The sequence below is a fragment of the Microvirgula aerodenitrificans DSM 15089 genome (assembly GCF_000620105.1).
Taxonomy (GTDB): domain Bacteria; phylum Pseudomonadota; class Gammaproteobacteria; order Burkholderiales; family Aquaspirillaceae; genus Microvirgula; species Microvirgula aerodenitrificans.
Map to the genome: position 1 here is coordinate 96,331 of NZ_JHVK01000003.1, position 22,755 is coordinate 119,085.

The following is a 22,755-nucleotide window of genomic DNA, read 5'->3' on the forward strand; positions in this document are numbered from 1 at the left end:
CGCCTGCAAAGCCTATGTCCCTGATCGTTACCCGTCCCGTACCCGAACAACTGGCCAGCCACCTGGCCGGGCAGGGCCTGTCCCCGCTGATGGCGCGGCTGTATGCGTCACGCGGTGTCGACGACGCCATCCAGCTCGACTACACCCTGACCCGGCTGCTGCCGTTCCGGCAACTGAAGAACGCCACCCGCATGGCCGCCCGGCTGGCCGATGCCATCGCCAGGCGGCAGCGCATGCTGATCGTGGCCGACTACGACGCCGACGGGGCCACCGCCTGTGCGATCGCGGTCAAGGGCCTGCGCCTGCTGGGCGGGGTGGTCGAGTTCATTGTGCCCAACCGCTTCGAATACGGTTACGGGCTGACGCCGGAAATCGTCGACCTGGCGGCGACGCGCGAGCCGGACCTGATCATCACCGTCGACAACGGCATCGCCAGCGTGGCCGGGGTCGATGCGGCACGGGCGCGCGGCATTGAAGTGCTGGTGACCGACCATCACCTGCCCGGCGACACACTGCCGGATGCGCTGATCGTCAACCCGAACCAGCCCGGCTGTCCGTTCCCGTCGCGCAACCTGGCCGGTTGCGGCGTGATGTTCTACGTGCTGATGGCGCTGCGTGCCGAGATGCGCGAGCGGGGAGTCTGGGGCGATCCGGCCGGGCAGCCCAATCTGGCGCCGCTGCTGGACCTGGTGGCGCTCGGCACGGTGGCGGACGTGGTGCGACTGGATGACAACAACCGCATTCTGGTCGAGCAGGGGCTCAAGCGCATGCGCGCCGGACGCGCCTCACCCGGCATCCGTGCACTGTTCACGGCCAGTGGCCGGCCGATCCACAAGGCATCCAGCTTCGACCTTGGCTTCATGCTCGGGCCGCGGCTGAACGCGGCCGGCCGGCTCGACGACATGCGGCTCGGCATCGAATGCCTGCTCAGCGACGATGAAGAACAGGCACTGCGACTGGCGCGCGAGCTCGACCGGCTGAACAAGGAGCGGCGGCAGATCGAACACGGCATGCAGGACGAGGCACTGGCCAAACTGGCCGAAGTCGATCCGGCCGAGCACTACACCATCTCGCTGTACCGTGACGACTGGCACCAGGGCGTGGTCGGCATTGTCGCCTCCAGGCTGAAGGAGCGTTTCCATCGTCCGGCACTGGTGTTCGCACCCGGTGACAGCGGCGAGATCAAGGGCTCGGGCCGTTCGATTCCCGGCTTCCACCTGCGCGATGCGCTGGATCTGGTCAGCAAGCGGGAACCGGGGGTGCTGAAAAAATTCGGCGGCCATGCCATGGCGGCCGGGGTGACGCTGGACGAGGCCGATTTTTCCCGCTTCGTCACCGCTTTCGAGCAAGTGGCACGCGAGTGGCTGGACGCCAGCATGCTGACCCGGCGCATTGAAACCGACGGCGCCATCGCCGCCTGCGACATGCGGCTGGAAACGGCGCTGCAGCTGGCGTCGACCGCCTGGGGCCAGGGTTTTCCGGCGCCGAGTTTCCGCGATCACTTCCGCGTGCTTGGCCAGCGCATTGTCGGCGAAAAACACCTGAAGCTGACGCTGGGCAAGGATGGCGCCGAGTTCGAGGCCATGCTGTTCAACCAGTGTGACTGGCTGCCGGAACGGATCGAGGCGGTATTCCAGCTCAATGCGAATGAATGGCGCGGAGAACAGGTATTGCAGTTGTTTGTGGATTACTGGCAGGCAGCCTGAAAATCGGAAATGGTCTGCAATGCAGGACAGTATTGCAGATGCAGGTCTGGATAATTCTGTTTAATAAATCAGAATTATCTGACTGTGTTGCGGATTGACTTCAAGCCCGTCGTTGCTGATGATTAAAGCCCTGATCAGGGTTTTCTTAATCTTTCAGGCCGGGAGGTCAAAATGGACCCGTGGGATGTTTGGGTTAATTCGTGGTGGCACGGTTGAACAGCTGGGATTTTTTACTTCCCTTCTTAACCTTCATGTAACAGGGCTGATCATCCAGCAATGGATTACGGTTTTCATTTGATGAAATCCGTTAGTCGCATGAAAAAATGGCATGGCGCAAGCCATGCCATTTCTGTGTCAGCTGCCGAGTTTCAGTTCCTGCCAGCTTTTCTCCAGCCGCTTGACCGATACCGGGTACGGCGTTTTCAGCTCCTGGGCGAACAGCGACACGCGCAGCTCCTCGATCTGCCAGCGGTAGTCGCGCAGCCGCTCCGGCGCGCCGTCGCGCGCATCGAGCTCGGCGACCTTGTCGGCCCAGCGGTTCCACAGGCCGGTGACTTCCGCGCCGCGCTGGCCGTCGCGCTGGCTGTTGGCGGCATACTTCTCCATGCGCAACTGCTTGGCCTTCAGATAGCGCGGCAGCTGCGGCAGTTGCGACCACGGTGTCGCCAGCAGGAAACCCGGGTAGACCAGTTCCCGCAGCTCGATGGCCAGTTTCGGACCGAGCTTGTGCCGTTCGGCCATCTGTACCGTCTTTGGATACTCGGCGGCAATGGCATTCAGCATCTGCGTGACCGCCTGGGTCACGGCCGGCAGCCGGGTGCGGGCGCGCTTCTTCTGCTCGTCGAAGGCCTTCTTGCTGCGCGGCAGCGCATCCTCGCCGATAAAGGCGCGGTCACAGATGCACTGGATCGCATCATCCAGCAGCGCATCGGCATTGGCGACGCCACGCAGTTGCAGGGCAATCTGGGTGAAGCCGGGCAGTCCCTTCTGCATCTGCTTCATGTGCTCTTTCAGCTCACGCTGCAGCAGGCAGATCACGCCGCGCCGATGGGCGCTCTCGGCGGCCTGCGCGGTGTCGAACAGGCGCAGGGCAATGCGCTCGTCCTCGCAGCACAGCGCCGGGAAGCCTTCCAGTTGCTGGCGACCTCGGGCGAACTTGATGCTTTCCGGCAGATCGCCGACATCCCAGGCCTGGACGTCGTCGCGCTCGAACTCGGCCGACGAGTCACGGAAGGTCAGTTGCGCTGCCGCGCCGAACTGCTTCTGCAGCGCCAGCAGATCGCGGCCCAGCCCCAGCTCCTGACGACCGTCGTCGAGCACGCGGATATTCATCTGGCAGTACGTCGGCAGCGCGGACGGATCGAAGTCGGTCGCTTCCAGTGTCAGGCCGGTCGCCTTGCGGACAAAGGCCGCCAGTTGCGGCAGGATCGGGGCGTCCTGATCCGGCTGAGAAGCAAGGAAGCGGGTGACGAAGTCCGGCACCGGCACGCAGGCACGGCGGCTCTGCTTCGGCAGTGACTTGATCAGCAGCGTGAGTTTTTCGCGGATCATGCCCGGCACCAGCCATTCCAGCCGTGCGCCGGGCAGCCGGTTCAGCACCGCCAGCGGCACGTCGACGGTCACGCCGTCGAGCGGGTGGTTGGGCTCGAAGCGGTACTTGAGCTTCAGCGGGCCGTCGTCGCTGTCCAGCGTCGGCGGAAACTGTTCTTCGGTAATGTTCTCCGCCGCGTGCTGCATCAGGTATTCGCGGGTCAGGAACAGAACCTGCGGGTCGTCGCGCTCGGCACTTTCGCGCCAGGCATCGAAGCTGCGCGTGTCGCACAGTTCGGCCGGCAGCCGTTCGTCGTAGAACGCGACCAGCGTGTCCTCGTCGACCAGCACATCCTGGCGGCGCGCCTTGTGCTCCAGTTGCTCGACCTCGCGGATCAGGCGCTGGTTGTGGCGGAAGAACGGCGCATTGCTGTTCAACTGGCCATTGGCCAGTGCTTCGCGGATAAAGATCTGCCGGGCTTCGGCCGGGTCGATGCGGCCATAGCTGACCATGCGGCGCGGCACGATATTGAGGCCGTACAGGGTCACGCGTTCGCTGGCGACCACTTCGCCGCGGGTTTTTTCCCAGTGCGGCTCGAAGTAGTGGCGCTTGACCAGGTGCAGGGCCAGTGATTCGACCCATTCCGGCTGGATCACGGCGACCGAGCGCGCATACAGGCGGCTGGTTTCGGTCAGTTCGCCGGCGATCAGCCATTTCGGCCTGGCCTTGCGCAGGCCGGAACCGGGGAAAATGTGAAAGTGGATGCCACGGGCGCCGAGGTAATCGTCGCCGTCCATGGATTTCATGCCGATATTGCCGAGCAGGCCGGTCAGCAGCGCCTTGTGCAACTGCTCGAAGGTGGCCGGGGTATCGTTGGCGCGCAGGTCGAGATCGCCGGCGATCTGCGACAGCTGGCCGTGCAGCTCGCGCCATTCGCGCATGCGCAGATGCGACAGGAAGTGGTCATGGCACAGCTGTACCAGCTGCTTGTTCGATTTCTTGTGTTTCAGGGCGTCGTCGAAGAAGTCCCACAGCGCCAGATAGCTCTGGAAATCGGACTTGTCGTCGGCAAAGCGGGCCTGCGCGCGCTCGGCGGCGTCGCGGGCGTCGAACGGCCGCTCGCGCGGGTCCTGGATCGACAGCGCGCTGACCAGGATCAGCATTTCGCGCAGGCAGTGGAAGTCGCGCGCAGCCAGCAGCATGCGGCCGATCTTCGGGTCGACCGGGATGCGTGCCAGTTCCTTGCCCAGCGGGGTCAGCTCGCCCTGTTCGGTCACCGCCCCCAGCTCGTGCAGCATGTCGTAACCATCGGCGATCAGTCGCGACGACGGCGGTTCCAGGAACGGGAAGTCGGCCACCGCGCCGAGTCGCAGCGCGGCCATGCGCAGAATGACTGCCGCCAGGTTCGAGCGGATGATTTCCGGGTCGGTGAATGCCGGGCGGGCGTTGAAGTCGTCCTCGTCGTACAGCCGCACCGCCACCCCGGCCTCTACCCGGCCGCAGCGACCGGCGCGCTGGCGGGCCGCGGCCTGCGAGATTTTTTCGACCAGCAGCTGTTCGACCTTGGCGCGCGGGGTATAGCGCTTGACCCGCGCCAGACCGGTGTCGATCACGTACTTGATGCCGGGCACGGTCAGCGAGGTTTCCGCCACATTGGTGGCCAGCACGATGCGACGGCCACCGCCGGGCTTGAAAATGCGGTTCTGTTCTTCGTTGCTGAGGCGGGCGAACAGCGGCAGCACGTCGTAGCGGGTAGTGATGCGCGCCTTGCGCAGCGCCTCGGCGGTATCGCGGATTTCGCGCTCGCCGGGCAGGAACACCAGAATGTCGCCGGCGCCGAGGCGGGCGATCTCGTCGACGGCGTCGACGATGGCGTCCTCCATCTCGCGTTCGCGATCTTCCTCGTCGCGCTGGGTCAGCGGCCGGTAGCGGATCTCGACCGGATAGGTGCGGCCGGACACCTCGATGACCGGGGCGCCATTGAAATGGCGGCTGAAGCGGTCGGCGTCGATGGTGGCCGAGGTGATGATCACTTTCAGGTCCGGGCGACGCGGCAGCAACTGCTTGAGGAAACCGAGCAGGAAGTCGATGTTCAGCGAGCGCTCGTGCGCTTCGTCGATGATGATGGTGTCATAGGCGGACAGGAAGCGGTCGGTCTGGGTTTCGGCCAGCAGGATGCCGTCGGTCATCAGCTTGATGAAGCTGGCGTCCGAGGTGCGGTCGGTGAAGCGGACCTTGAAGCCGACCAGCTCGCCGATGCTGGAGTGAAGTTCGTCGGCGATGCGGCTGGCAACGGCGCGTGCGGCCAGGCGCCGTGGCTGGGTATGGCCGATCAGCCCGCGCGTGCCGCGGCCGAGTGCCAGGCACAGCTTGGGAATCTGCGTGGTCTTGCCGGAGCCGGTTTCGCCGCAGACGATGACCACCTGGTGCTTGTCGATGGCGGCAAGCAGCGTGTCCTTCTTCTGGTTGACCGGCAGGATCGGGTCGAACTCGGGTTCCGGCAGCCGGGCACGGCGTTCGGCGACGCGGGCGGCCGAGCGTCCGGCCTCGGCCTGCAGCTGCGCGGCCAGGCGTTCGGCGGGCTTGCCGGCCTTCAGCCGGTCGGCGAGTTCACGGCGACGACGGGTCAGCGCCTGGCGGTCGCGGGCGGTGCAATCGGCTATCAGTCGGTCGATCGGGTCGAGCAGTTCGCGGGACATCGGCGGCAAAGTCAGGGGCAAAACGGGCCATTATACGCGCCGGCCGCGGTCCGGCACGGTCCGGCTCAAGCCGGGCCGCTGGCCAGTCGTTCGGCCAGTCGCTGGTCGGACAGCGCCATCAGGTACAGCCGCACCAGATCGGCCAGGGTCAGCACTTCGAGTTTGCTGTAGACGTTGGCGCGGTGCGCCTCCACCGTGCGCGGCGACAGGTCGAGAATCAGCGCGATCTCGCGGCTGGAGCGGCCATCGACGATATAGCGCAGGATTTCCAGTTCGCGCCGGGTCAGCCGGGTCAGCTGCTCCTCGATTTCGCGGGTCTGGGTCAGCTTGACGTGGCGGTCGATGCTGCTCTGGATGCCGCGCCGCACGGCATTGACCAGGGCCAGCTCGTCGATCGGCTTGGTCAGAAAGTCGATGGCGCCGGCCTTGAACGCGCGACTGCATTGCTGGACATCGCCATGACCGGTCAGAAACACCACCGGCACGTCGATGCCTTCCTCGTTCAGTGCCTGCTGGAGTTCCAGCCCGCCCATGCCGGGCATGCGCAGGTCGAGTACCAGGCAGCCGATCTGGCCGGGCTGGTAGGCATCGAGGAACTGGCGCGCCGATGCATACGGCACGGCCTGCAGGCCGTGGGAACGCAACAGCAGGGTGACCGAGTCGAGGACGGCGGGGTCGTCGTCGACGACGTGGATGGTCGGATCACGTGGAGTAGGGGAGGCTGGACTGAGCATTCGGGCTGGAATCGGCTGATGGTCGGCTGGCGACCGGGATTTCAATGGTGAACAGGGCGCCACCGGCGCTGCGGTTGCTGGCCCTGATGGAACCTTCGAACGATTCGACGATGGACTGGCAGATGGTCAGGCCCAGGCCCATCCCCGACGATTTGGTGGTAAAGAACGGATGGAACAGGCTTTCCAGCGTTTCCGTGTTGAGCCCGGTGCCATTGTCGCCGACTTCCAGTTGCACATGCTTTGCGCTGGCTCGGGTTCGGATGAAAATTCGTCCCCAGGGCTCGATTGGCTTGATCGCGTCCAGTGCGTTGCGCAGCAGGTTCAGCACGACTTGCTCCATCTGGATCGAATCGGCCTCGACCAGCGGCAGCGGCTCGGTCAGGTCGGTATCGATGGTGACGGCCGCGCTGCGCAGGTCGAAATCGGCCAGCGCCAGCACGTCGCTGATCAGGCGGTTCAGGTCCAGTGTTGCCCGCTGGGTGGACTGGCGCGAAACAAAGGCCCGCAGCCGCTTGATGATTTCCCCGGCACGCTGTGCCTGGTTGGCCGTCGCGCGGATCGCATGGCGGATGGTGTCGAACTCCGGTTCCTCGTCCGCCAGCAATCGCAGTGCCGCTTGATTGTAGTTGACGATGGCCGTCAGTGGCTGGTTGATTTCATGGGCGATGCCGCTCGCCATTTCTCCCATGGTATGCAGCCGGGCAACATGGGCCAGATGGGTTTCGTGTTCGCGCAGGCGGCGCTGGCTTTCTTCCAGCGCGGCGCGGGCGCGCAGGCGGACCGGGCCCATATTGCGGAAGGCGAACACGGCGCCGGTGACATTGCCGGCCGGATCGAACAGCGGCGACACATTGCCTTCCAGCAGCAATTCCTCGCCATTGGCCTTGATCATCAGGCTGTTGTCGGCCAGATCGATGGCATGGCCGGTCGACAGGCTGAGGGTGAACGGATTGGCCGGAATGGCCTGGGCAAAGTCGTAGCGCAGCCGCACCACGTCATCGACCAGGCGACCGACCGCCTCGGCCTCGATCACCCCGCTCAGCGCCGAGGCCATCGGGTTCACATATTCGATGCGCCGGTCGATGCCGAAGGTGATCACGCCATCGTTGATCGCCTGCAGCGTGACGCTGGCCCGCTCGCGGCTCTTGAACAGCTCGGCGGTGGCCTGGCGGGCGACGCGGCGGTGCTCGGCACGCTGCAGCAGAAACAGCACGCCAAGGAATACGGCAGTCAGATTGGTCAGCGTCAGCAGCGCGAACGGCAGCATGTTCAGCTGCACCGGGGTGATGGTGCGGCTGACGGTCAGCTCGAACGGCTGGTGGCGGCTGGACAGATTGCGGCTGTACTTCAGCGTGAACAGCGAAATCATCGGTCCCGGCGGCGCCAGGCGTCCGTTGTCGTACAGCAGGGCGCCGGGGTGGCTTTTCGGCAGCTGGTGATGCCACAGCGCAATGTGGTCCTGGTTGCGGTCGAGGCCGAGCGTGGCCAGCAGCCGCTCGGTGTTGACCAGCAGCATCAGCAGGCTGTCCGATCCGCTGGACGAGTAATGCGGGATGCCGTGGGTCTCGATGATCTTGCTGAACGCGTAGCTGCGGCCGCCTTCTATCTGGGTGAAGCCCTGTGACGGCACCATCACGCCGGAGGTCAGGGCGGCCGTGATCGAATCGCGCAGCGCGCTGTCGTGATAGGCATCCAGTCCGATGATCGGGCGGGCGGCAATGATGTCCGGCTCAATCAGGGTGATCGGGTAGTACAGGTCGCGTGGCGGTGCGTCACGCAGTGGTGACGGCCGCTTGCCGGCAAAGTCGCGGATATGGAACGGCCGGCCGATTTCGGCGCTCATGTCGGCCTCGAAGCGCGCCCGTTCCTTGCCGTCGACCCGGCGCAGCAGCTCGATGGTGTACAGGTGCGGATTCAGCCGCAGCATGGCGGCGGAAAAGCGCCGGACCTGTTCGAACGACAGCCGGTCGAAGGTGCCGAACAGCGCCGACAGGCCATTGAGCACGCCTTCGTTGCGGTCGAAGCGTTGCGACAGCTGCAGGTACAGCTCTTCCGTGTCCTGGACGAACTTGCGCTGCAGGCGCTGGTGTTCGAGCTTGTACCAGCCGATGCCGGTCACCAGTTCCATGACCAGCCAGACTGCGCCGGCCAGCAGCCAGTAGCGCGTGGGCAGTGTCCGCAAGGCTTCGCCGAGACGGGGACGTTCGGGTCTGTCGCGTGGCAGGTTCTTTTTCAGGGGGCCCATGCAGGTACGGCTTCCGACAGGACCAAGACACGCGGATCATGACAAAAGCCGGAGAGCGGCTCAATGGTTAATTCCGTTTGTCCGGACCGGCGCGACCGTTTTTTCGGGTCCGGCATGCCGGACCCCGGATTCCGGGTGCTAGACTGTCAGACAATAATTGAACGATTGTTTGAATTCATGCGTGAACTGATCCATTTTGCCCATGCCAACAGCTACCCGGCCGGCTGCTACCGCAAGCTGCTGGAGACGCTGGGCCACCAGTACGATATCGCCTGTATCGAGCGCATCGGCCACGACCCGCGCTTTCCGGTCAGTGACAACTGGCCGCATCTGACCGACGAACTGATCCAGTCGGTCGAACGCCTGGGGCGGCCGGTCTATGGCGTGGGTCACTCGCTGGGCGGCGCCCTGACCGTGCTGGCTGCGCTGAAGCGGCCTGAGTTGTTCGCGGGCGTGGTGATCCTCGATTCGCCCATCCTGTCGGGCTGGCGCTCGCGCGGACTGTGGCTGGCCAAGCGGCTGGGCCGGATCGAGCGGGTCACGCCGGCCCATATCGCGCTGGGGCGGCGCGACCAGTTCGACAGCGTCGAGGCAATGCATGCCCACTTCGCCAGAAAGCCGCTGTTCGCCCGCTTCGACCCCGAGGTGCTGGACGACTATGTCCGCTTCGGCAGCGAACCGAGTGGCGACGGTGTCCGGCTGACCTTCCGCCCGGAGGTCGAACACAAGGTGTACTGCACGCTGCCGCATATTTTCCCGCGCATCGCCCGTCCGCTGGCCATGCCGGCGGTGTATCTGGCCGGTGCCGCATCCGATGTCATCGGCCCGGCCGATCTGCGCTTCGTCGAGCGCCGGTTCGGCATGCGCGTCGAACCGGTGCCCGGCAGTCACCTGTTTCCGCTGGAGCTGCCGCAGGGAACCGCCGAGGAGATTCTGCGCGTGCTGGCGGCCATGTCCCGCCAGCCCGGTTAGGCCAGTGCCGGCAACTCGTCCACCAGCAGCCACAGTGCCGTTGCCGCCATCAGCGTCGCCATTACCGTATTGAACACGCGCAGGGCGGCCGGGCTGGACAGCCAGTGGCGCATCCGGTCGCCGGCCAGCGCCCATACCGCGATGCACGGCAGGTTGATCGCCGCGCAGACCAGGCCCAGCCACAGTGCCGTCGCCGGGTCGTGGCCGTCGCGCGGCATGAACAGGATGGCGGCGTTCAGCACCATGATCCAGGCTTTCGGGTTCACCCACTGGAACAGGGCGGCGCCGAACAGGCTCATCGGCCGGGCGCTGTCGCGCGCTTCCGGGCTGCCGGCGCGCAGGATCTGCCATGACAGCCACAGCAGGTAGACACAGCCGGCGACCGCCAGCGGCAGGCGGACCGAATCCATGCCGGCCAGGATGAAGACCAGCAGCGTGGCGGTCAGCGTGACCTGCACCGCATGGCCGATGCTGACGCCGAAGACGTGCGGCAGGGTACGCTGGAAGCCGAAATTGACTCCCGAGGTGGCCAGCATCAGGTTGTTCGGGCCGGGGGTGATCGACATCACCGCGACATAGCTCAACAGGGCGAAATCCAGCATGGCAGGGATCCTTTGGTAGATGGACACCATGGTAAAAGGCCCCGCCGGATGGTTACAGATCCAGTAATAACGTATTGTATTGGTGCCAATTGCATTTGTTTTCAACTGTAACCCGTGTTTTGCCACCGGATTGTCACCATGAATACGACCGCCACCCCCGACCTGCCGTACTACCTGCGCGTTGCCGACGAACTCGGCGATGCCATCCTGCGCGGGACGCTGGCGCCGGGCAGCCGTCTGCCATCGGTGCGACAGGCGTCGCAAAGCCGGCAGTTGAGCCTGAACACGGTGGTGGCTGCCTACCGCACGCTGGAGGATCGCGGGCTGGTCGAGGCGCGTCCGCAGTCCGGCTACTACGTGCGTGCCCGGCTGCCGTCGCCGCGTGGCGCGCTCGGCTCGCCGGTGGCCGAACCGGCCCGGGCCACCTCGGGCGACGTGCTCGACCTGATCGGGGCGGTACTGGGCGCGCAGCAGCGGCCGGACTTTATCGATCTGGCGCTGGCCTGTCCGCGCGGCGGCGATTTCTACCCGGGCGGCAAGCTCGCCCGCATCCTGTCCGGCCTGCTGCGCCGGCAGCCGGAACTGATCAGCACCTATTCGATGCCGCCGGGGTCGGAACGCCTGCGGCAGCAGATTGCCCGGCGCGGGCTCGACCTCGGCATGACGCTGGCTCCGGACGATATCGTGCTGACGCATGGCTGCATGGAAGGACTGCAACTGGCGTTGCGCGCCGTGACCCGGCCGGGCGGGACGGTCGGGCTGGAGTCGCCCACCTATTTCAATCTGCTGCCGTTGCTGGCCAGTCTCGGACTGAAGGCGGTGGAGATTCCAACCGATCCGCAACACGGCATGTCACTGGATGTGCTGGAGCTGCTGCTGTCGGAAAAGCGGCTGGATGCGGTGGTGGCCATGCCGAACGTGCACAACCCGCTCGGCTTCAGCATGTCGCTGGCGGCCAAGCAGCGGCTGGCGCGGCTGGTCAACGACTACCGGGTGCCGCTGATCGAGGATGCGCTGTATGCCGAGCTGCAGTTCGCGCCGGCGCTGGCCCCGGCGGCCAAGGCGTTCGACCGCAATGGCTGGATCATTGTCTGCGCCAGCTATACCAAGACGCTGGCGCCGGATTTCCGGGTGGGCTGGGTCGAGGGCGGGCGTTTCGCTGCCGACATCCGCCGGCTCAAGTTCAGCTCGTCGGTCGCGGAACCGGCCGTGCTGGCGGAAACGATCGGACTGTTTCTGGAGTCCGGCGGCTACGACCATCACCTGCGCAATCTGCGCCGGCGCTACGCCGATCAGGTCGAGCGGCTGCGTGGCATGGTCGGCGAATTCTTCCCGGCCGGCACGCGGGCCACGTCGCCGAGCGGCGGTTTTCTGGTGTGGGTGGCGCTGCCGGAGCAGGTGGATACCGTGGCGCTGTGCCACGCGGCGCTGGCCGAACGCATCAGCGTCATGCCGGGCACGATGTACTCGCCGTCCGGCCGCTACGCGAATGCGATGCGGCTGTCGTGCTGCTATCCGCTCGACGCCCGCTACAGCGCCGCGCTGGCGCGGGTTGGCGAGCTGGCAAAGCAGCAACTGGGCTGAGCGTCAGCGCGGCGGGGCGTCGTCCCTGGGCTTCAGCGCCGCCATTGCCGCCTTCTGCATTTCCAGCGCCTTGATCTGCATCGACAGCATGCCCATGCTCATGGTCAGCCAGTTTTCGATCACGCGCAGTTCACCGATCTTGCGTTCGATTTCCTCCTCGCTCAGCGGGGGCATGAACGGCTGCATCGGGCTGCCGCCCTGCGGCCAGAACTGGCGCAGGAAGGCAAACGGATCGGACGGATTGAAATCGGCGCTCATGACGGCTCCAGGCAGTTTGAACCAAAGAAAAACGGGCAACCCGCAAGGGGTTGCCCGTTCAGTATAGCCCTGGTGCCGGCCGGCGAGGATTACGCCTGTTCGATCGCCCCGACGGCGGCGATGGCCACCATGTTCAGGATGCGGCGGACCGACGAGATCGGCGTCACGATGTGGACCGACTTCGACAGACCCATCAGGATCGGGCCGATGGTCACGCCGTCGGAAGCCGACACGCGCAGCAGGTTGTAGCTGATGTTGGCGGACTCGACGTTCGGCATCACCAGCAGGTTGGCGCTGCCCTTCAGCGGGCTGTCCGGCATGGCCTGGGCACGGATGTGCTCGACCAGAGCGGCATCACCCTGCATTTCGCCGTCGACTTCCAGGTCCGGCTGGCGTTCGCGGATCAGGTCCAGCGCGTCGCGCATGGTCTGGGCCGAGCACAGGGTGCCGCTGCCGAAGCTCGAATGCGACAGCAGGGCCACCTTCGGTGCGATGCCGAAGCGGTGCATTGCCTGGGTGGCCATGCGGGTGATGTCGGCGATCTGCTCCGCGCTCGGGGCCGGGTTCACGTAGGTGTCGGTGACGAAGATGTTGCCGGTCGGCAGCAGCAGCGCGTTCATCGCGCCCAGCGTCGGGCAGTCATCGGCCATCGGGATCACCTGACGGATCAGCTCGAGGTGCATCGGGTAGGTGCCGAAGGTACCGCACACCATCGCGTCGGCTTCGCCGCGGCGAACCATCAGCGCGCCGATCAGCGTGGTCTTGCGCGACACTTCGCGACGGGCCAGCTCGTGCGACACGCCCTGGCGCTTCATGATCTCGTAGTACTCGCTCCAGTATTCCTTGAAGCGCGGATCGTTTTCGTTGTTGACCAGCTCGAAGTCGATGCCCGGGCGCAGCTTCAGGCCCAGCTTCTCGATGCGCTGTTCGACCACCGACGGCCGGCCGATCAGGATCGGGAAGGCGAGGCCGGTCGACACGATTTCCTGGGTGGCGTGCAGGATGCGTTCGTCTTCACCCTCGCACAGCACGACGCGCTTCTTGTCCTTCTTGGCCGCGGCGAACACCGGCTTCATGAACAGGTTCGTCTTGTAGACGAACTGGGTCAGCTTCTCGATGTACGCATCCATGTCCTCGATCGGACGGGTGGCGACACCGGAATCCATGGCGGCCTGGGCGACGGCCGGCGCGATCTTGATGATCAGGCGCGGGTCGAACGGCTTCGGAATCAGGTATTCCGGGCCGAAGCTCAGTTCCTGGTTTTCGTAGGCGCTGGCGACCACGTCGTTCTGCTCGGCCATGGCCAGATCGGCAATGGCACGCACGCAGGCGAGCTTCATTTCCTCGTTGATCGTCGTCGCGCCGACGTCGAGCGCGCCGCGGAAGATGAACGGGAAGCAGAGTACGTTGTTGACCTGGTTCGGGAAGTCCGAACGGCCGGTGCAGATGATGGCGTCCGGGCGGGCTTCCTTCGCCAGCGGCGGCAGGATTTCCGGTTCCGGGTTGGCCAGGGCCAGGATCAGCGGATGCGCGGCCATGGTCTTGACCATTTCCGGCGACACCAGTCTCGGGCCGGACAGGCCGAGGAAGATGTCGGCATCGACCATCGCGTCGGCCAGCTTGCGCATGCCGTTGTCGTCGATGGCGAAGCGGGCCTTGGACGGATCGAGCTTCTCGTCACGACCCTTGAAGATCACGCCCTTCGAGTCGCAGGCGATGATGTTCTTCGGCTGCAGGCCGAGGGCCACCAGCAGGTCGAGGCAGGCAATGGCGGCGGCACCGGCGCCGGACACCACCAGGCGTACCGAGCCGATGTCCTTGCCGACCACGCGCAGGCCGTTGAGCACGGCAGCAGTGGTGATGATCGCGGTACCGTGCTGGTCGTCGTGGAACACCGGAATGTTCATCTTCTCGCGACACTTCTTCTCGATGTAGAAGCACTCCGGCGCCTTGATGTCTTCAAGGTTGATGCCGCCGAAGGTCGGTTCCAGCGAGGTGATGATGTCGACCAGCTTGTCCGGATCGTGCTCGTCGACTTCGATGTCGAACACGTCGATGCCGGCGAACTTCTTGAACAGGACGCCCTTGCCTTCCATGACCGGCTTGCCGGCGAGTGCGCCGATATTGCCCAGGCCCAGCACGGCCGTGCCGTTGGAGATCACGGCGACGAGGTTGCCACGCGCGGTCAGGGTGTTGGCTTCAGCCGGGTTTTCCACGATGGCGTCGCAAGCGGCGGCGACCCCGGGGGAATAGGCGAGCGCAAGGTCACGCTGAGTGGCGAGCGGCTTGGTCGGCGAGACCTGGATCTTGCCGCCAGTGGGGAAACGGTGATAGTCGAGGGCGCTCTGGCGCAGTTGCTCGTCCATGAAAGACACTCCTGGTTGAGGCTTTTCGGTTGTGAACACGGTGGTATTGTTGTCTGACAAGTTCGCCGCGAGCCGACCATTATAGCCATTCAGCGGCGTGACAAGCCATTGGTATGACCGATTTTGATTTCGGTCACCGGATGGCCAGAAAAACGTCAAATGTCAGATATTGAAAATGCATGAAAGATAACGCACGCGGGCGGCCAGAAAAATGACCGCCCGCGCGCCGGACTGTGCGTCAGCCCCGCCGTGGCGGGGACGGGCAGCGCAGGATCACGACATCATGCCCAGCGTTCTCGGCAGCCACAGCGAGATGGCCGGCACATAGGTGATCAGCACCAGGAAGCCGAGCATGGTCAGCAGCCATGGCCAGACCGCCTTGGTCAGCTCGGTGATGCCCATCTTGGTGATGCCGCTCGCCACGTAGAGGTTCAGCCCCACTGGCGGGTGGCACATGCCGACTTCCATGTTGACCACGATCAGGATGCCGAAGTGGACCGGATCGATGCCGAGGTGCATGGCCATCGGGAACAGGATCGGCGCCATGATCAGCACGATCGACGACGGTTCCATCACGTTGCCCGCCAGCAGCAGCAGCACGTTCACCACCAGCAGGAAGGCGATCGGTCCCATGCCCTGGTTCAGCATCCATTCCGCCATGTTCTGCGGAATCTGCTCGCTGGTCATCAGGAACGAGAACAGCACGGCATTGGTGATGATGTATAGCAGCATCGCCGACATGTTGGCCGAGTCGAGCAGCACTTTCGGCACCTGGCTCAGCTTCATGTCCTTGTACACGAACACCGCGACGAAGAACGCGTACACCGCACTCATGGCCGCGGCCTCGGTCGGCGTGAAGATGCCGGTATAGATGCCGCCGATGACCACCACGATCAGCAGCAGACCCCAGATCGACTCGCGCAGCGCGTGCAGCCGCTGCGATGCCGACGCCTTGGCCAGGCGCGGATAGCCGAACTTGCGGGCACGCCACCAGGTGGTCACGCCGAGCAGCGTGGCCAGCAGCAGGCCCGGGATCACGCCGGCCATGAACAGTTGTCCGACCGAGGTGTTGGTGGCGACCGAATACATCACCATGACGATGGACGGCGGAATCAGGATGCCGAGCGCGCCCGAGGTGGTGATGACACCGGCACCGAAGCGCGGCGGGAAGCCCTGCTTGATCATCGCCGGCAGCAGGATGGAGCCGATGGCGACCACGGTTGCCGGCGACGAGCCGGACACGGCGGCGAACAGGGCGCAGGCCAGCACGCCGGCCAGGCCCAGACCGCCATGCCAGTGGCCGACCATGCTGGTGGCGAAGCGGATCATCCGCCGTGCCACACCGCCGTGGGTCAGGAAGTTGCCGGCGAGGATGAAGAACGGAATCGCCATGATTTCGAACTTCTCGATGCCGGTGAACAGCTTCAGCGCCACCGACGTGATCGGCACGTCGGTCATGGTGAACAGGAAGGTCAGTACGGTCAGACCGAGCGAAATCGAGATCGGCATGCCGGTCAGCATCAGCACGATCAGCAAGGTGAAGATAATCAGCGCGCTCACGATTTGTTCTCCTTGTCGTCGTCACGACGCTGCTTGTCCCACGCCTCGTCGGACAGGCCGGCATGGCCGTGTTCGCGTTCTTCGGCGATCTGGATCGCTTCGCCGATGCTGACTTCGTCTTCGTCGTCCATGCCTTCGACATGGCTGTGGTCATGGTGCGGCAGCTCGCCGGTGCGGATGAAGTTCCACGCCACCTGCAGGAAGCGGAAGCACATCAGGTAGGAACCGACCGGGATGGCCAGATAGACGATCCACATCGGCAGTTCCAGGTCGGCCGAGGTCTGTTCGGTGTGGCCGATTTCCCAGACAAAGTCCGCGCCCAGCGTGCCGACGGTGGCGGTGAACAGCGCACCGGCCATCAGGCCGAAGATCACGAATTTGTTGCGGTTCGGCGTGGACAGCTTGTTGATCAGCACATCGACGCCGACGTGGATGCCGGTACGCACGCCATAGGCGGCACCGAACTTGGCCATCCACACGAACATGTAGATGCAGAGTTCCTGCGCCCAGCTGAGATGAATGTGGGTGAGATAGGGCTGCAACGCATCGATACCCATGCCGTAGCGGTGTACCACCGCGACGAAAATGAGCAGGGTTGCGGCCCCCATGAGAAAGGCGATCAGCCATTCCTCAAGGTGGTCGAGAAATTTGAGCATGACGGTATCCGGTCGCAGATCACTGCGAAGAGCGGGTATCGGAGGACGCCGGCGCCCGCGGCGGGACGGAAAACCGTCCGCCGTTCGTGTCGGGGCGCCGGGGCAGGGGGCTTACTGCGCCGGGTTGAAGCCGGTGTCCTTGTAGATCGCCTTGATCAGGTCCGGACCGATGCGGTCGGACATCTTCTGATGCACCGGCACCAGCGCCTTCTTGAACGCGGCACGTTCGGCCGGCGTCGGCGTGTAGACCTGGGTCTTGCCGCTGGCCTTGACCCGCGCCAGGTCGTCGTTGTTTTCCTTCTCGGCGATCTGGTTCGCGTAGGTGGTGGCATCACGCATCGCGCCTTCCAGCGTGGTGCGCACGTCGCCCGGCAGGCCGTCCCAGAACTTCTTGTTCACGATCACCGCATAGCCGAGGTAGCCGTGGTTGGTCAGGGTCAGGTTCTTCTGCACTTCGTGCATCTTCTGGGTGTAGAAATTCGAGATCGGGTTCTCGGTGCCGTCGACCACGCCGGTCTGCAGCGCCTGGTACACCTCGGAGAACGCCATCACCTGCGGCATGGCGCCGAGGGCGCGGACTTCTTCTTCCAGCACCTTGGACGACTGGATGCGCAGCTTCAGGCCCTTCATGTCGGCCGGCGTCTTCATCGGGCGGTTGGACGAGAAGCTCTTGAAGCCGTTGTCCCAGAATGCCAGGCCCTTGATGCCCTTGGGTTCCAGCTTGGCCAGCAGCTGCTTGCCGATCGGGCCCTGGGTCACTTTGTGCAGGTCGTTGTAGTCGTCAAAGATGTACGGCAGGTCGAACACCTCGAACTCCTTGGCGCCCAGCGGGCCGAACTTGGCCAGCGACGGGGCCAGCATCTGCACCGCGCCCAGTTGCAGCGCCTCGAGCTCTTCCTTGTCCTTGTACAGCTGGCTGTTCGGGTAGACCTGGACCTTGACCTTGCCCTTGGTGCGTTCTTCGGCCAGCTTCTTGAAGTACTCGGCAGCCTTGCCCTTCGGGGTGTTCACGGCCACGACGTGGCTGAACTTGATGACGATTTCGCCGGCGGCGACGGCGGCTTGCGACAGACCGAGGCCGAGCGCGACGGTCAGGGCGGCTAGTTTGAGTTTCATTCCTGTCTCCATAATTTGTAGAACTATCAGGGTGTTGTTGTTGTGTGTCATGCGAGTGTCCTTTTGTCGGACACTGGGCGGAACATAGTGTGCACAAGACCGGATGGCTATTAGGGAATGCCCTAATGGAATAATAATTATGCTTCCGGGCTGGTCGCTGCCGCCCTGCCCGCCGCGGCCGGGCGCGCTACAATTGCCGCCCCGATCACTGAAACGCCGTCCCGTTGCCCCCTGTCTCCGGCGACGCCGGATCAGCCTGTCGCCACCGGCCGGATGGACTCGCCATGCCCCATGCAAGCAATCAGCAGCCTGAAAAGAACAAACCGCGCCGCTGGCGCCCGACGTTCTCGCTGGCCGATTCGCGCGGCGTGGTCTGGTTGCCGACGGCGGCGCTGAGCGTGCTGCTGCTGGTGCTCGGCCTGCTGGGCGCGGCGGTCTGGCGCGACTGGGAAGACGAGCGTCGCGACACGCTGATCCAGGACATCCTGTGGCTGGAACAGGCATTCCGCCTGCGCTTCGACTCGCTGGAAGAGTGGAGCGGCATGATCGGCAGCGAGATTGCCAAGCGCGACATGACGGAAAGCCATTTTTCCGCCGCGGCGAAACTGCTGATCCGGGAAAACCCCGAAATCGCCCGCATCGAGCGGCTGGATACCGACGGTCATGTGCGCTGGCATATCGGCCGCTTTGTCGATGTCCCGCAGCAGGGCGGCGACAAGGGCGGGCGCTACTCGCTGCTCGACACGCTGGACGTGGCACGCCGGCTGACCGAACCAAGCTACAGCGATGTGTACCGGCTGGCCGATCATGAACCGCTGGTCGACCTGGTGGCGCCGATCTATATCGGCAAGCAGTTTGCCGGCGGCATCCGGCTGACCTTCAGCCTCAGCCAGTTGCTGTACCACCAGGTGCCGTGGTGGATCGGGCAGAAATACCAGATCAGTGTGGTCGACCTCGGTGGCGAGGTGCTGGCGACCAAATTCCAGCTGGCCGAGCGGCCCGGCGCGCTGAGCCATGAAATCGAATTCACCCCGCCCGGGCACGGGTTGCGGCTGAAGGCGACCGCCTACCGGGTCGGCGTCGGGATGGCGATGCCGGTGCTTGGCGGCGTGTCCCTGCTGCTGATGGCGCTGCTGGTTGCCAGCCTGTGGAAGATCCGCCTCGACATCAAGACCCGCAACCGGGTCGAGCGTGCGCTGCGGCGCGAAATGGCGCTGCGCAGCGCGATCGAAAACTCGATGAAAAACGGCCTGATCGCGATCGACCTCAGTGGCCGCATCACCCGCGTCAACCGCGCGCTGTGCGACATGCTTGGCGTGCCGGCCGAGATGCTGGTCGGCCAGGCGCCGCCGTATTCCTTCTGGCCGGCCGACCGCCAGGCTGACCTGGACGAGATGCTGACCCGCATCGCCGAGGACCGCATCCCCAGCCTGGGCTTCGAGCTGCTGTTCGAGCGGCGCAATGGCGGACGTTTCGACGTGCGGCTGTACCTGACGCCACTGGTGGACGAGGGCGGCCGGCAGACCGGCTGGCTGGCGAGCTTCTATGACATCACCGAACACAAGCGCAAGCGGATGGCGGTGGCCGCGGCGCAGGAACGGCTGGCGACGGTGCTCAACGGGCTGGATGCGCCGGTGTGCGTCAGCCGCTGCGTCGACCGGCAACTGCTGTTCTCCAACCGCGCCTTCGAGGAAAACATGGTTCGGGCCGAGCAGGATGCCCCGTTCTGCGTGGTACTGCCGTGGCCGCGCGACACGCGCAACGACGAGGACGTGATCGATTGCGAGCTGACTTTCCCGGGGTCGCCGCGCGTGTACCAGATTCACCGTCGACGCATCGAATGGGTTGATGGCGAGGCGGCATGGCTCGGCATTTATGCCGACATCACTGAATCCAAGCGGCTGGCCGAACGCGAACGCCAGCACGCCGAGAAGCTGCAGAGTACCGCGCGGCTGGTCACCATGGGCGAGATGGCGTCCACGCTGGCGCACGAGATCAACCAGCCGCTGGCGGTGATTGCCACCTATTCGACCGGCTGCCTGAAGAAGATGGACCTGCCCGGTTTCGACCGCGAGCAGTTGCGTGCGCCGCTGGAGAAAATCGCCGAGCAGGCGCGCCGCGCCGGCCAGATCGTTCACGGCATTCGCGGCTTTGTGAAAAAACGGGCACCACAGCTGGCGCCAGTGGACATCAATGCCGTGGTCGAGTCGGTGCTGACGCTGGCCGGGCCGGTGATGCGCGTGCAGGGCGTGCGGCTGGAGGCCTCGCTGTCCGAATGCCGGGCCGCCGACGTCGACCGGGTGCTGATCGAGCAGGTGCTGCTGAACCTGGTCAACAACGCGGTCGAGGCGATGCGCGATGCCGGCATCGCCAAGCCGATGCTGTCGATCTGCACCCGCGAGGCCGGCAGCATGGTCGAGGTCGAGGTGACCGACAACGGCCCGGGTATCGCGCCGGAACTGGCCGAGCAGCTGTTCATGCCGTTCTTTACCACCAAGGCCGAGGGCATGGGCATCGGCCTGAACATCTGCCGTTCGGTGATCGAGTACCACCGCGGCGAGTTCGAACTGGAGCCGGCCCCGGGCGGCGGCTGTCGCTTCCGCTTCCGCCTGCCGGTAAGGCTGGAAACGGCTGGGGTGGTTTGAGGCGGGGCGTGGCGGGAAAGCCTCGGGAGTGGGATAGACAAGAGAAACCGGTGATCCCCAAAAGCCCCTCGCAAGAGGGGCTTTTGTTATCGGTAAAAGTGTGGTTAATTCCGCGCCCGTCCCTGCCGTCATCGCAGTAGCCGGTGACTGCAAACGCCCCCTCCGGCAGAACAGATGAAGCCAAAGCGACGGATGGCGGTATAATCGCCGGCTTCTCTGGCCATCCGTACGAATCCGACCTCCGCGATGATTCGCAAATTTATCAGTCGTGTGCTCCGCCTGCCGGGCAAATCCCGTGGTGCGGCACGCGCCAAGATCATCCCGTTCGCCCAGCACGGTATCCGGCGCGACGAGCTCAGCCCGTCCGCGCTAAAAGTCACTACGCGACTGCAGGAGGCGGGTTTCGACGCCTTCGTGGTTGGCGGCGCGGTCCGCGATCTGCTGATCGGCCATGAACCGAAGGACTTCGACGTCGCCACCAACGCAACGCCGGAAGAAGTGCACCGGCTGTTCCGCCGTTCGCGCATCATCGGTCGCCGTTTCCGCATCGTTCACGTGGTGTTCGGTCGGGACGAGGTGATCGAGGTCACCACGTTCCGCGGCGACGGCAGCGATCTGGAGACCACCGAGTCCGGGCGCATCGTCTCCGACAATACCTATGGCAGCATGGCCGAGGATGCGCGGCGTCGCGACTTCACCGCCAATGCGCTGTACTACAACACCGCCGACGAAACCATTCACGACTATCACCATGGCGTGCGCGATGTCGAAGCGCGCAAGCTGGTGATGATCGGCCCGCCGATCGAGCGCTACAAGGAAGACCCGGTGCGCATGCTGCGCGCGGTGCGTCTGGCGGCCAAGCTCGGCTTCTCGATCGACGAGGCGACCCGCAAGCCGATCGGCCATCTGGCCGGACTGCTGAAGGACGTGGCGTCAGCGCGGCTGTTCGACGAAATGCTGAAGATGCTGCATTCCGGTGCCAGTTGGGCCTGTCTGACCCGCCTGCGCGCCGAAGGGCTGCACAAGGGGCTGTTTCCGCTGCTGGACGCGATCATCGACCAGCCGGGCGGCGAGGACTTCGTCAAGCTGGCGCTGGCACAGACCGATCGCCGGCTGATGGAAGGCAAGGGCATTTCCGACGGCTTCCTGTTTGCCGCGCTGCTGTGGAGCAATGTCAACGCCGAGTGGCAGCGTCGTCTCGATACCGGTGAAAAATCCATTCCGGCCCTGCTCGATGCGATGGACACGGTCGAAGCCAGGCTCGGTGACCGGCTGGCCATCCCGCGCCGCTTCCTGGCGACCATGCGCGAGATCTGGGTGCTGCAGCCGCGTTTCGAGATCCGCAACGGTTCGCGTCCCTACCGCCTGCTGGAACAGCCGCGCTTCCGCGCCGGCTACGACTTCCTGTGCCTGCGCGCCGAAGTCGGCGAGGTGCCGAAGGCGCTGGCCGAGTGGTGGGAGCACTTCCAGTTTGCCGATGGCGACCGTCGCGAATCAATGATGGTCACCGACGAACCGTCACAGGACCCGGCGCGCAAGAAGCGCCGCCGCCGGCGCAAGAAGCCGGCCGGCGATACGCCGGGCGTGGACGCATGACACTGGCTGCCGTGGCGCTGGGGGCCAACCTCGGCGACGCCGCTGCGACCGTGAACGAAGCGTTCGCGCGGCTGGACCTGCTGCCGGCGACCCGGGTGATCGCCCGCTCGCCGCGCTATCGCACCGCACCGGTCGGCTATGCCGGGCAACCGGATTTCATCAACGCCGCCGCGCTGGTCGAGACCACGCTGGACGCCGATGCGCTGCTGGCCGCGCTGCTGGAGATCGAAAGCGACTGCGGCCGGGTGCGCACCTTCCGCAATGCGCCACGCACGCTGGATCTGGATCTGCTGACCTGGGGCGAACTCGTGCGCGATGACCGGGCGCTGACGCTGCCGCACCCGCGCATGCACGAGCGTGCCTTCGTGCTGGCGCCGCTGGCCGACATCGCCCCGGACCTGTCCGTGCCCGGCCGCGGCCGGGTGGCCGAGCTGCTGTCCGTCCTGGATTGCAGCGGTGTGGAACGTATTGATTGACCGGCAGTC

15 protein-coding genes are annotated in these 22,755 nt (G+C 64.9%); 6 read left to right on the plus strand and 9 right to left on the minus strand.

Annotated features, from left to right (window positions below; translation table 11 throughout):
- Nucleotides 1–14 precede the first annotated feature (14 nt).
- Nucleotides 15–1,706 carry a single-stranded-DNA-specific exonuclease RecJ gene (gene recJ, locus Q352_RS0104035; protein WP_028498237.1) on the plus strand — a complete coding sequence of 564 codons (1,692 nt, stop codon included), beginning with the start codon at nt 15–17 and terminating at the stop codon, nt 1,704–1,706.
- A gap of 354 nt (nt 1,707–2,060) precedes the next feature.
- On the opposite strand, the gene hrpA is transcribed toward recJ, so the two are convergent.
- The 3 genes from hrpA to Q352_RS19710 all read right to left on the minus strand — a co-directional run bounded on the left by hrpA (nt 2,061) and on the right by Q352_RS19710 (nt 8,915).
- A complete protein-coding gene (hrpA, locus tag Q352_RS0104045) occupies nt 2,061–5,936 on the minus strand; it encodes an ATP-dependent RNA helicase HrpA (RefSeq protein WP_028498239.1) in 3,876 nt (1,291 codons plus the stop codon).
- Between the two features lie 65 nt (nt 5,937–6,001).
- The gene (locus Q352_RS0104050) at nt 6,002–6,670 is read right to left on the minus strand and encodes a response regulator transcription factor (RefSeq protein ID WP_028498240.1); all 669 of its coding nucleotides are present in this window, start codon (nt 6,668–6,670) and stop codon (nt 6,002–6,004) included.
- Complete coding sequence (locus Q352_RS19710) at nt 6,639–8,915, minus strand: ATP-binding protein (protein ID WP_051528666.1); 2,277 nt, start codon at nt 8,913–8,915, stop codon at nt 6,639–6,641. The genes Q352_RS0104050 and Q352_RS19710 overlap by 32 nt, the downstream gene beginning before the upstream one ends.
- Before the next feature lie 177 nt (nt 8,916–9,092).
- Between Q352_RS19710 and Q352_RS0104060 the strand changes: the two genes are divergently transcribed.
- Nucleotides 9,093–9,887 carry an alpha/beta fold hydrolase gene (locus Q352_RS0104060; protein ID WP_028498241.1) on the plus strand — a complete coding sequence of 265 codons (795 nt, stop codon included), beginning with the start codon at nt 9,093–9,095 and terminating at the stop codon, nt 9,885–9,887.
- Here the strand turns inward: Q352_RS0104060 and Q352_RS0104065 are convergent.
- The gene (locus Q352_RS0104065; protein ID WP_028498242.1) at nt 9,884–10,489 is read right to left on the minus strand and encodes a LysE family translocator; all 606 of its coding nucleotides are present in this window, start codon (nt 10,487–10,489) and stop codon (nt 9,884–9,886) included. The two genes, Q352_RS0104060 and Q352_RS0104065, sit on opposite strands and share 4 nt — an antisense overlap.
- A 138-nt stretch (nt 10,490–10,627) precedes the next feature.
- Here Q352_RS0104065 and Q352_RS0104070 point away from each other — a divergent pair, with 138 nt between their 5' ends.
- On the plus strand, nt 10,628–12,073 hold the full coding sequence (locus Q352_RS0104070) for an aminotransferase-like domain-containing protein (protein ID WP_028498243.1): 1,446 nt from the start codon (nt 10,628–10,630) through the stop codon (nt 12,071–12,073).
- Nucleotides 12,074–12,076: 3 nt separating this feature from the next.
- On the opposite strand, the gene Q352_RS0104075 is transcribed toward Q352_RS0104070, so the two are convergent.
- The 5 genes from Q352_RS0104075 to Q352_RS0104095 all read right to left on the minus strand — a co-directional run bounded on the left by Q352_RS0104075 (nt 12,077) and on the right by Q352_RS0104095 (nt 18,029).
- A complete protein-coding gene (locus Q352_RS0104075) occupies nt 12,077–12,331 on the minus strand; it encodes a PhaM family polyhydroxyalkanoate granule multifunctional regulatory protein (protein ID WP_028498244.1) in 255 nt (84 codons plus the stop codon).
- Nucleotides 12,332–12,420: 89 nt separating this feature from the next.
- Nucleotides 12,421–14,697: an NADP-dependent malic enzyme gene (locus tag Q352_RS0104080; protein ID WP_028498245.1), complete on the minus strand. Its 2,277-nt coding sequence runs from the start codon at nt 14,695–14,697 to the stop codon at nt 12,421–12,423.
- Between the two features lie 273 nt (nt 14,698–14,970).
- Entirely contained in the window at nt 14,971–16,257 is a 1,287-nt protein-coding gene (locus Q352_RS0104085; protein ID WP_028498246.1) for a TRAP transporter large permease, read from the minus strand.
- Nucleotides 16,254–16,913 (minus strand): TRAP transporter small permease, encoded by a 660-nt coding sequence (locus Q352_RS0104090; RefSeq protein WP_028498247.1) that lies wholly within the window; start codon nt 16,911–16,913, stop codon nt 16,254–16,256. The genes Q352_RS0104085 and Q352_RS0104090 overlap by 4 nt, the downstream gene beginning before the upstream one ends.
- 111 nt (nt 16,914–17,024) lie before the next feature.
- Nucleotides 17,025–18,029 (minus strand): TRAP transporter substrate-binding protein, encoded by a 1,005-nt coding sequence (locus Q352_RS0104095; protein WP_028498248.1) that lies wholly within the window; start codon nt 18,027–18,029, stop codon nt 17,025–17,027.
- A 284-nt stretch (nt 18,030–18,313) separates the two neighbouring features.
- On the opposite strand from Q352_RS0104095, the gene Q352_RS0104100 reads away from it, so the two are divergent.
- The 3 genes from Q352_RS0104100 to folK all read left to right on the plus strand — a co-directional run bounded on the left by Q352_RS0104100 (nt 18,314) and on the right by folK (nt 22,746).
- Nucleotides 18,314–20,674 (plus strand): PAS domain-containing sensor histidine kinase, encoded by a 2,361-nt coding sequence (locus Q352_RS0104100; RefSeq protein WP_051528667.1) that lies wholly within the window; start codon nt 18,314–18,316, stop codon nt 20,672–20,674.
- Between the two features lie 246 nt (nt 20,675–20,920).
- A complete protein-coding gene (gene pcnB / locus Q352_RS0104105) occupies nt 20,921–22,270 on the plus strand; it encodes a polynucleotide adenylyltransferase PcnB (RefSeq protein WP_028498250.1) in 1,350 nt (449 codons plus the stop codon).
- A complete protein-coding gene (gene folK / locus Q352_RS0104110; RefSeq protein ID WP_028498251.1) occupies nt 22,267–22,746 on the plus strand; it encodes a 2-amino-4-hydroxy-6-hydroxymethyldihydropteridine diphosphokinase in 480 nt (159 codons plus the stop codon). Before pcnB ends, folK begins: the two co-directional genes overlap by 4 nt.
- The last annotated feature ends 9 nt before the right edge of the window (nt 22,747–22,755 follow it).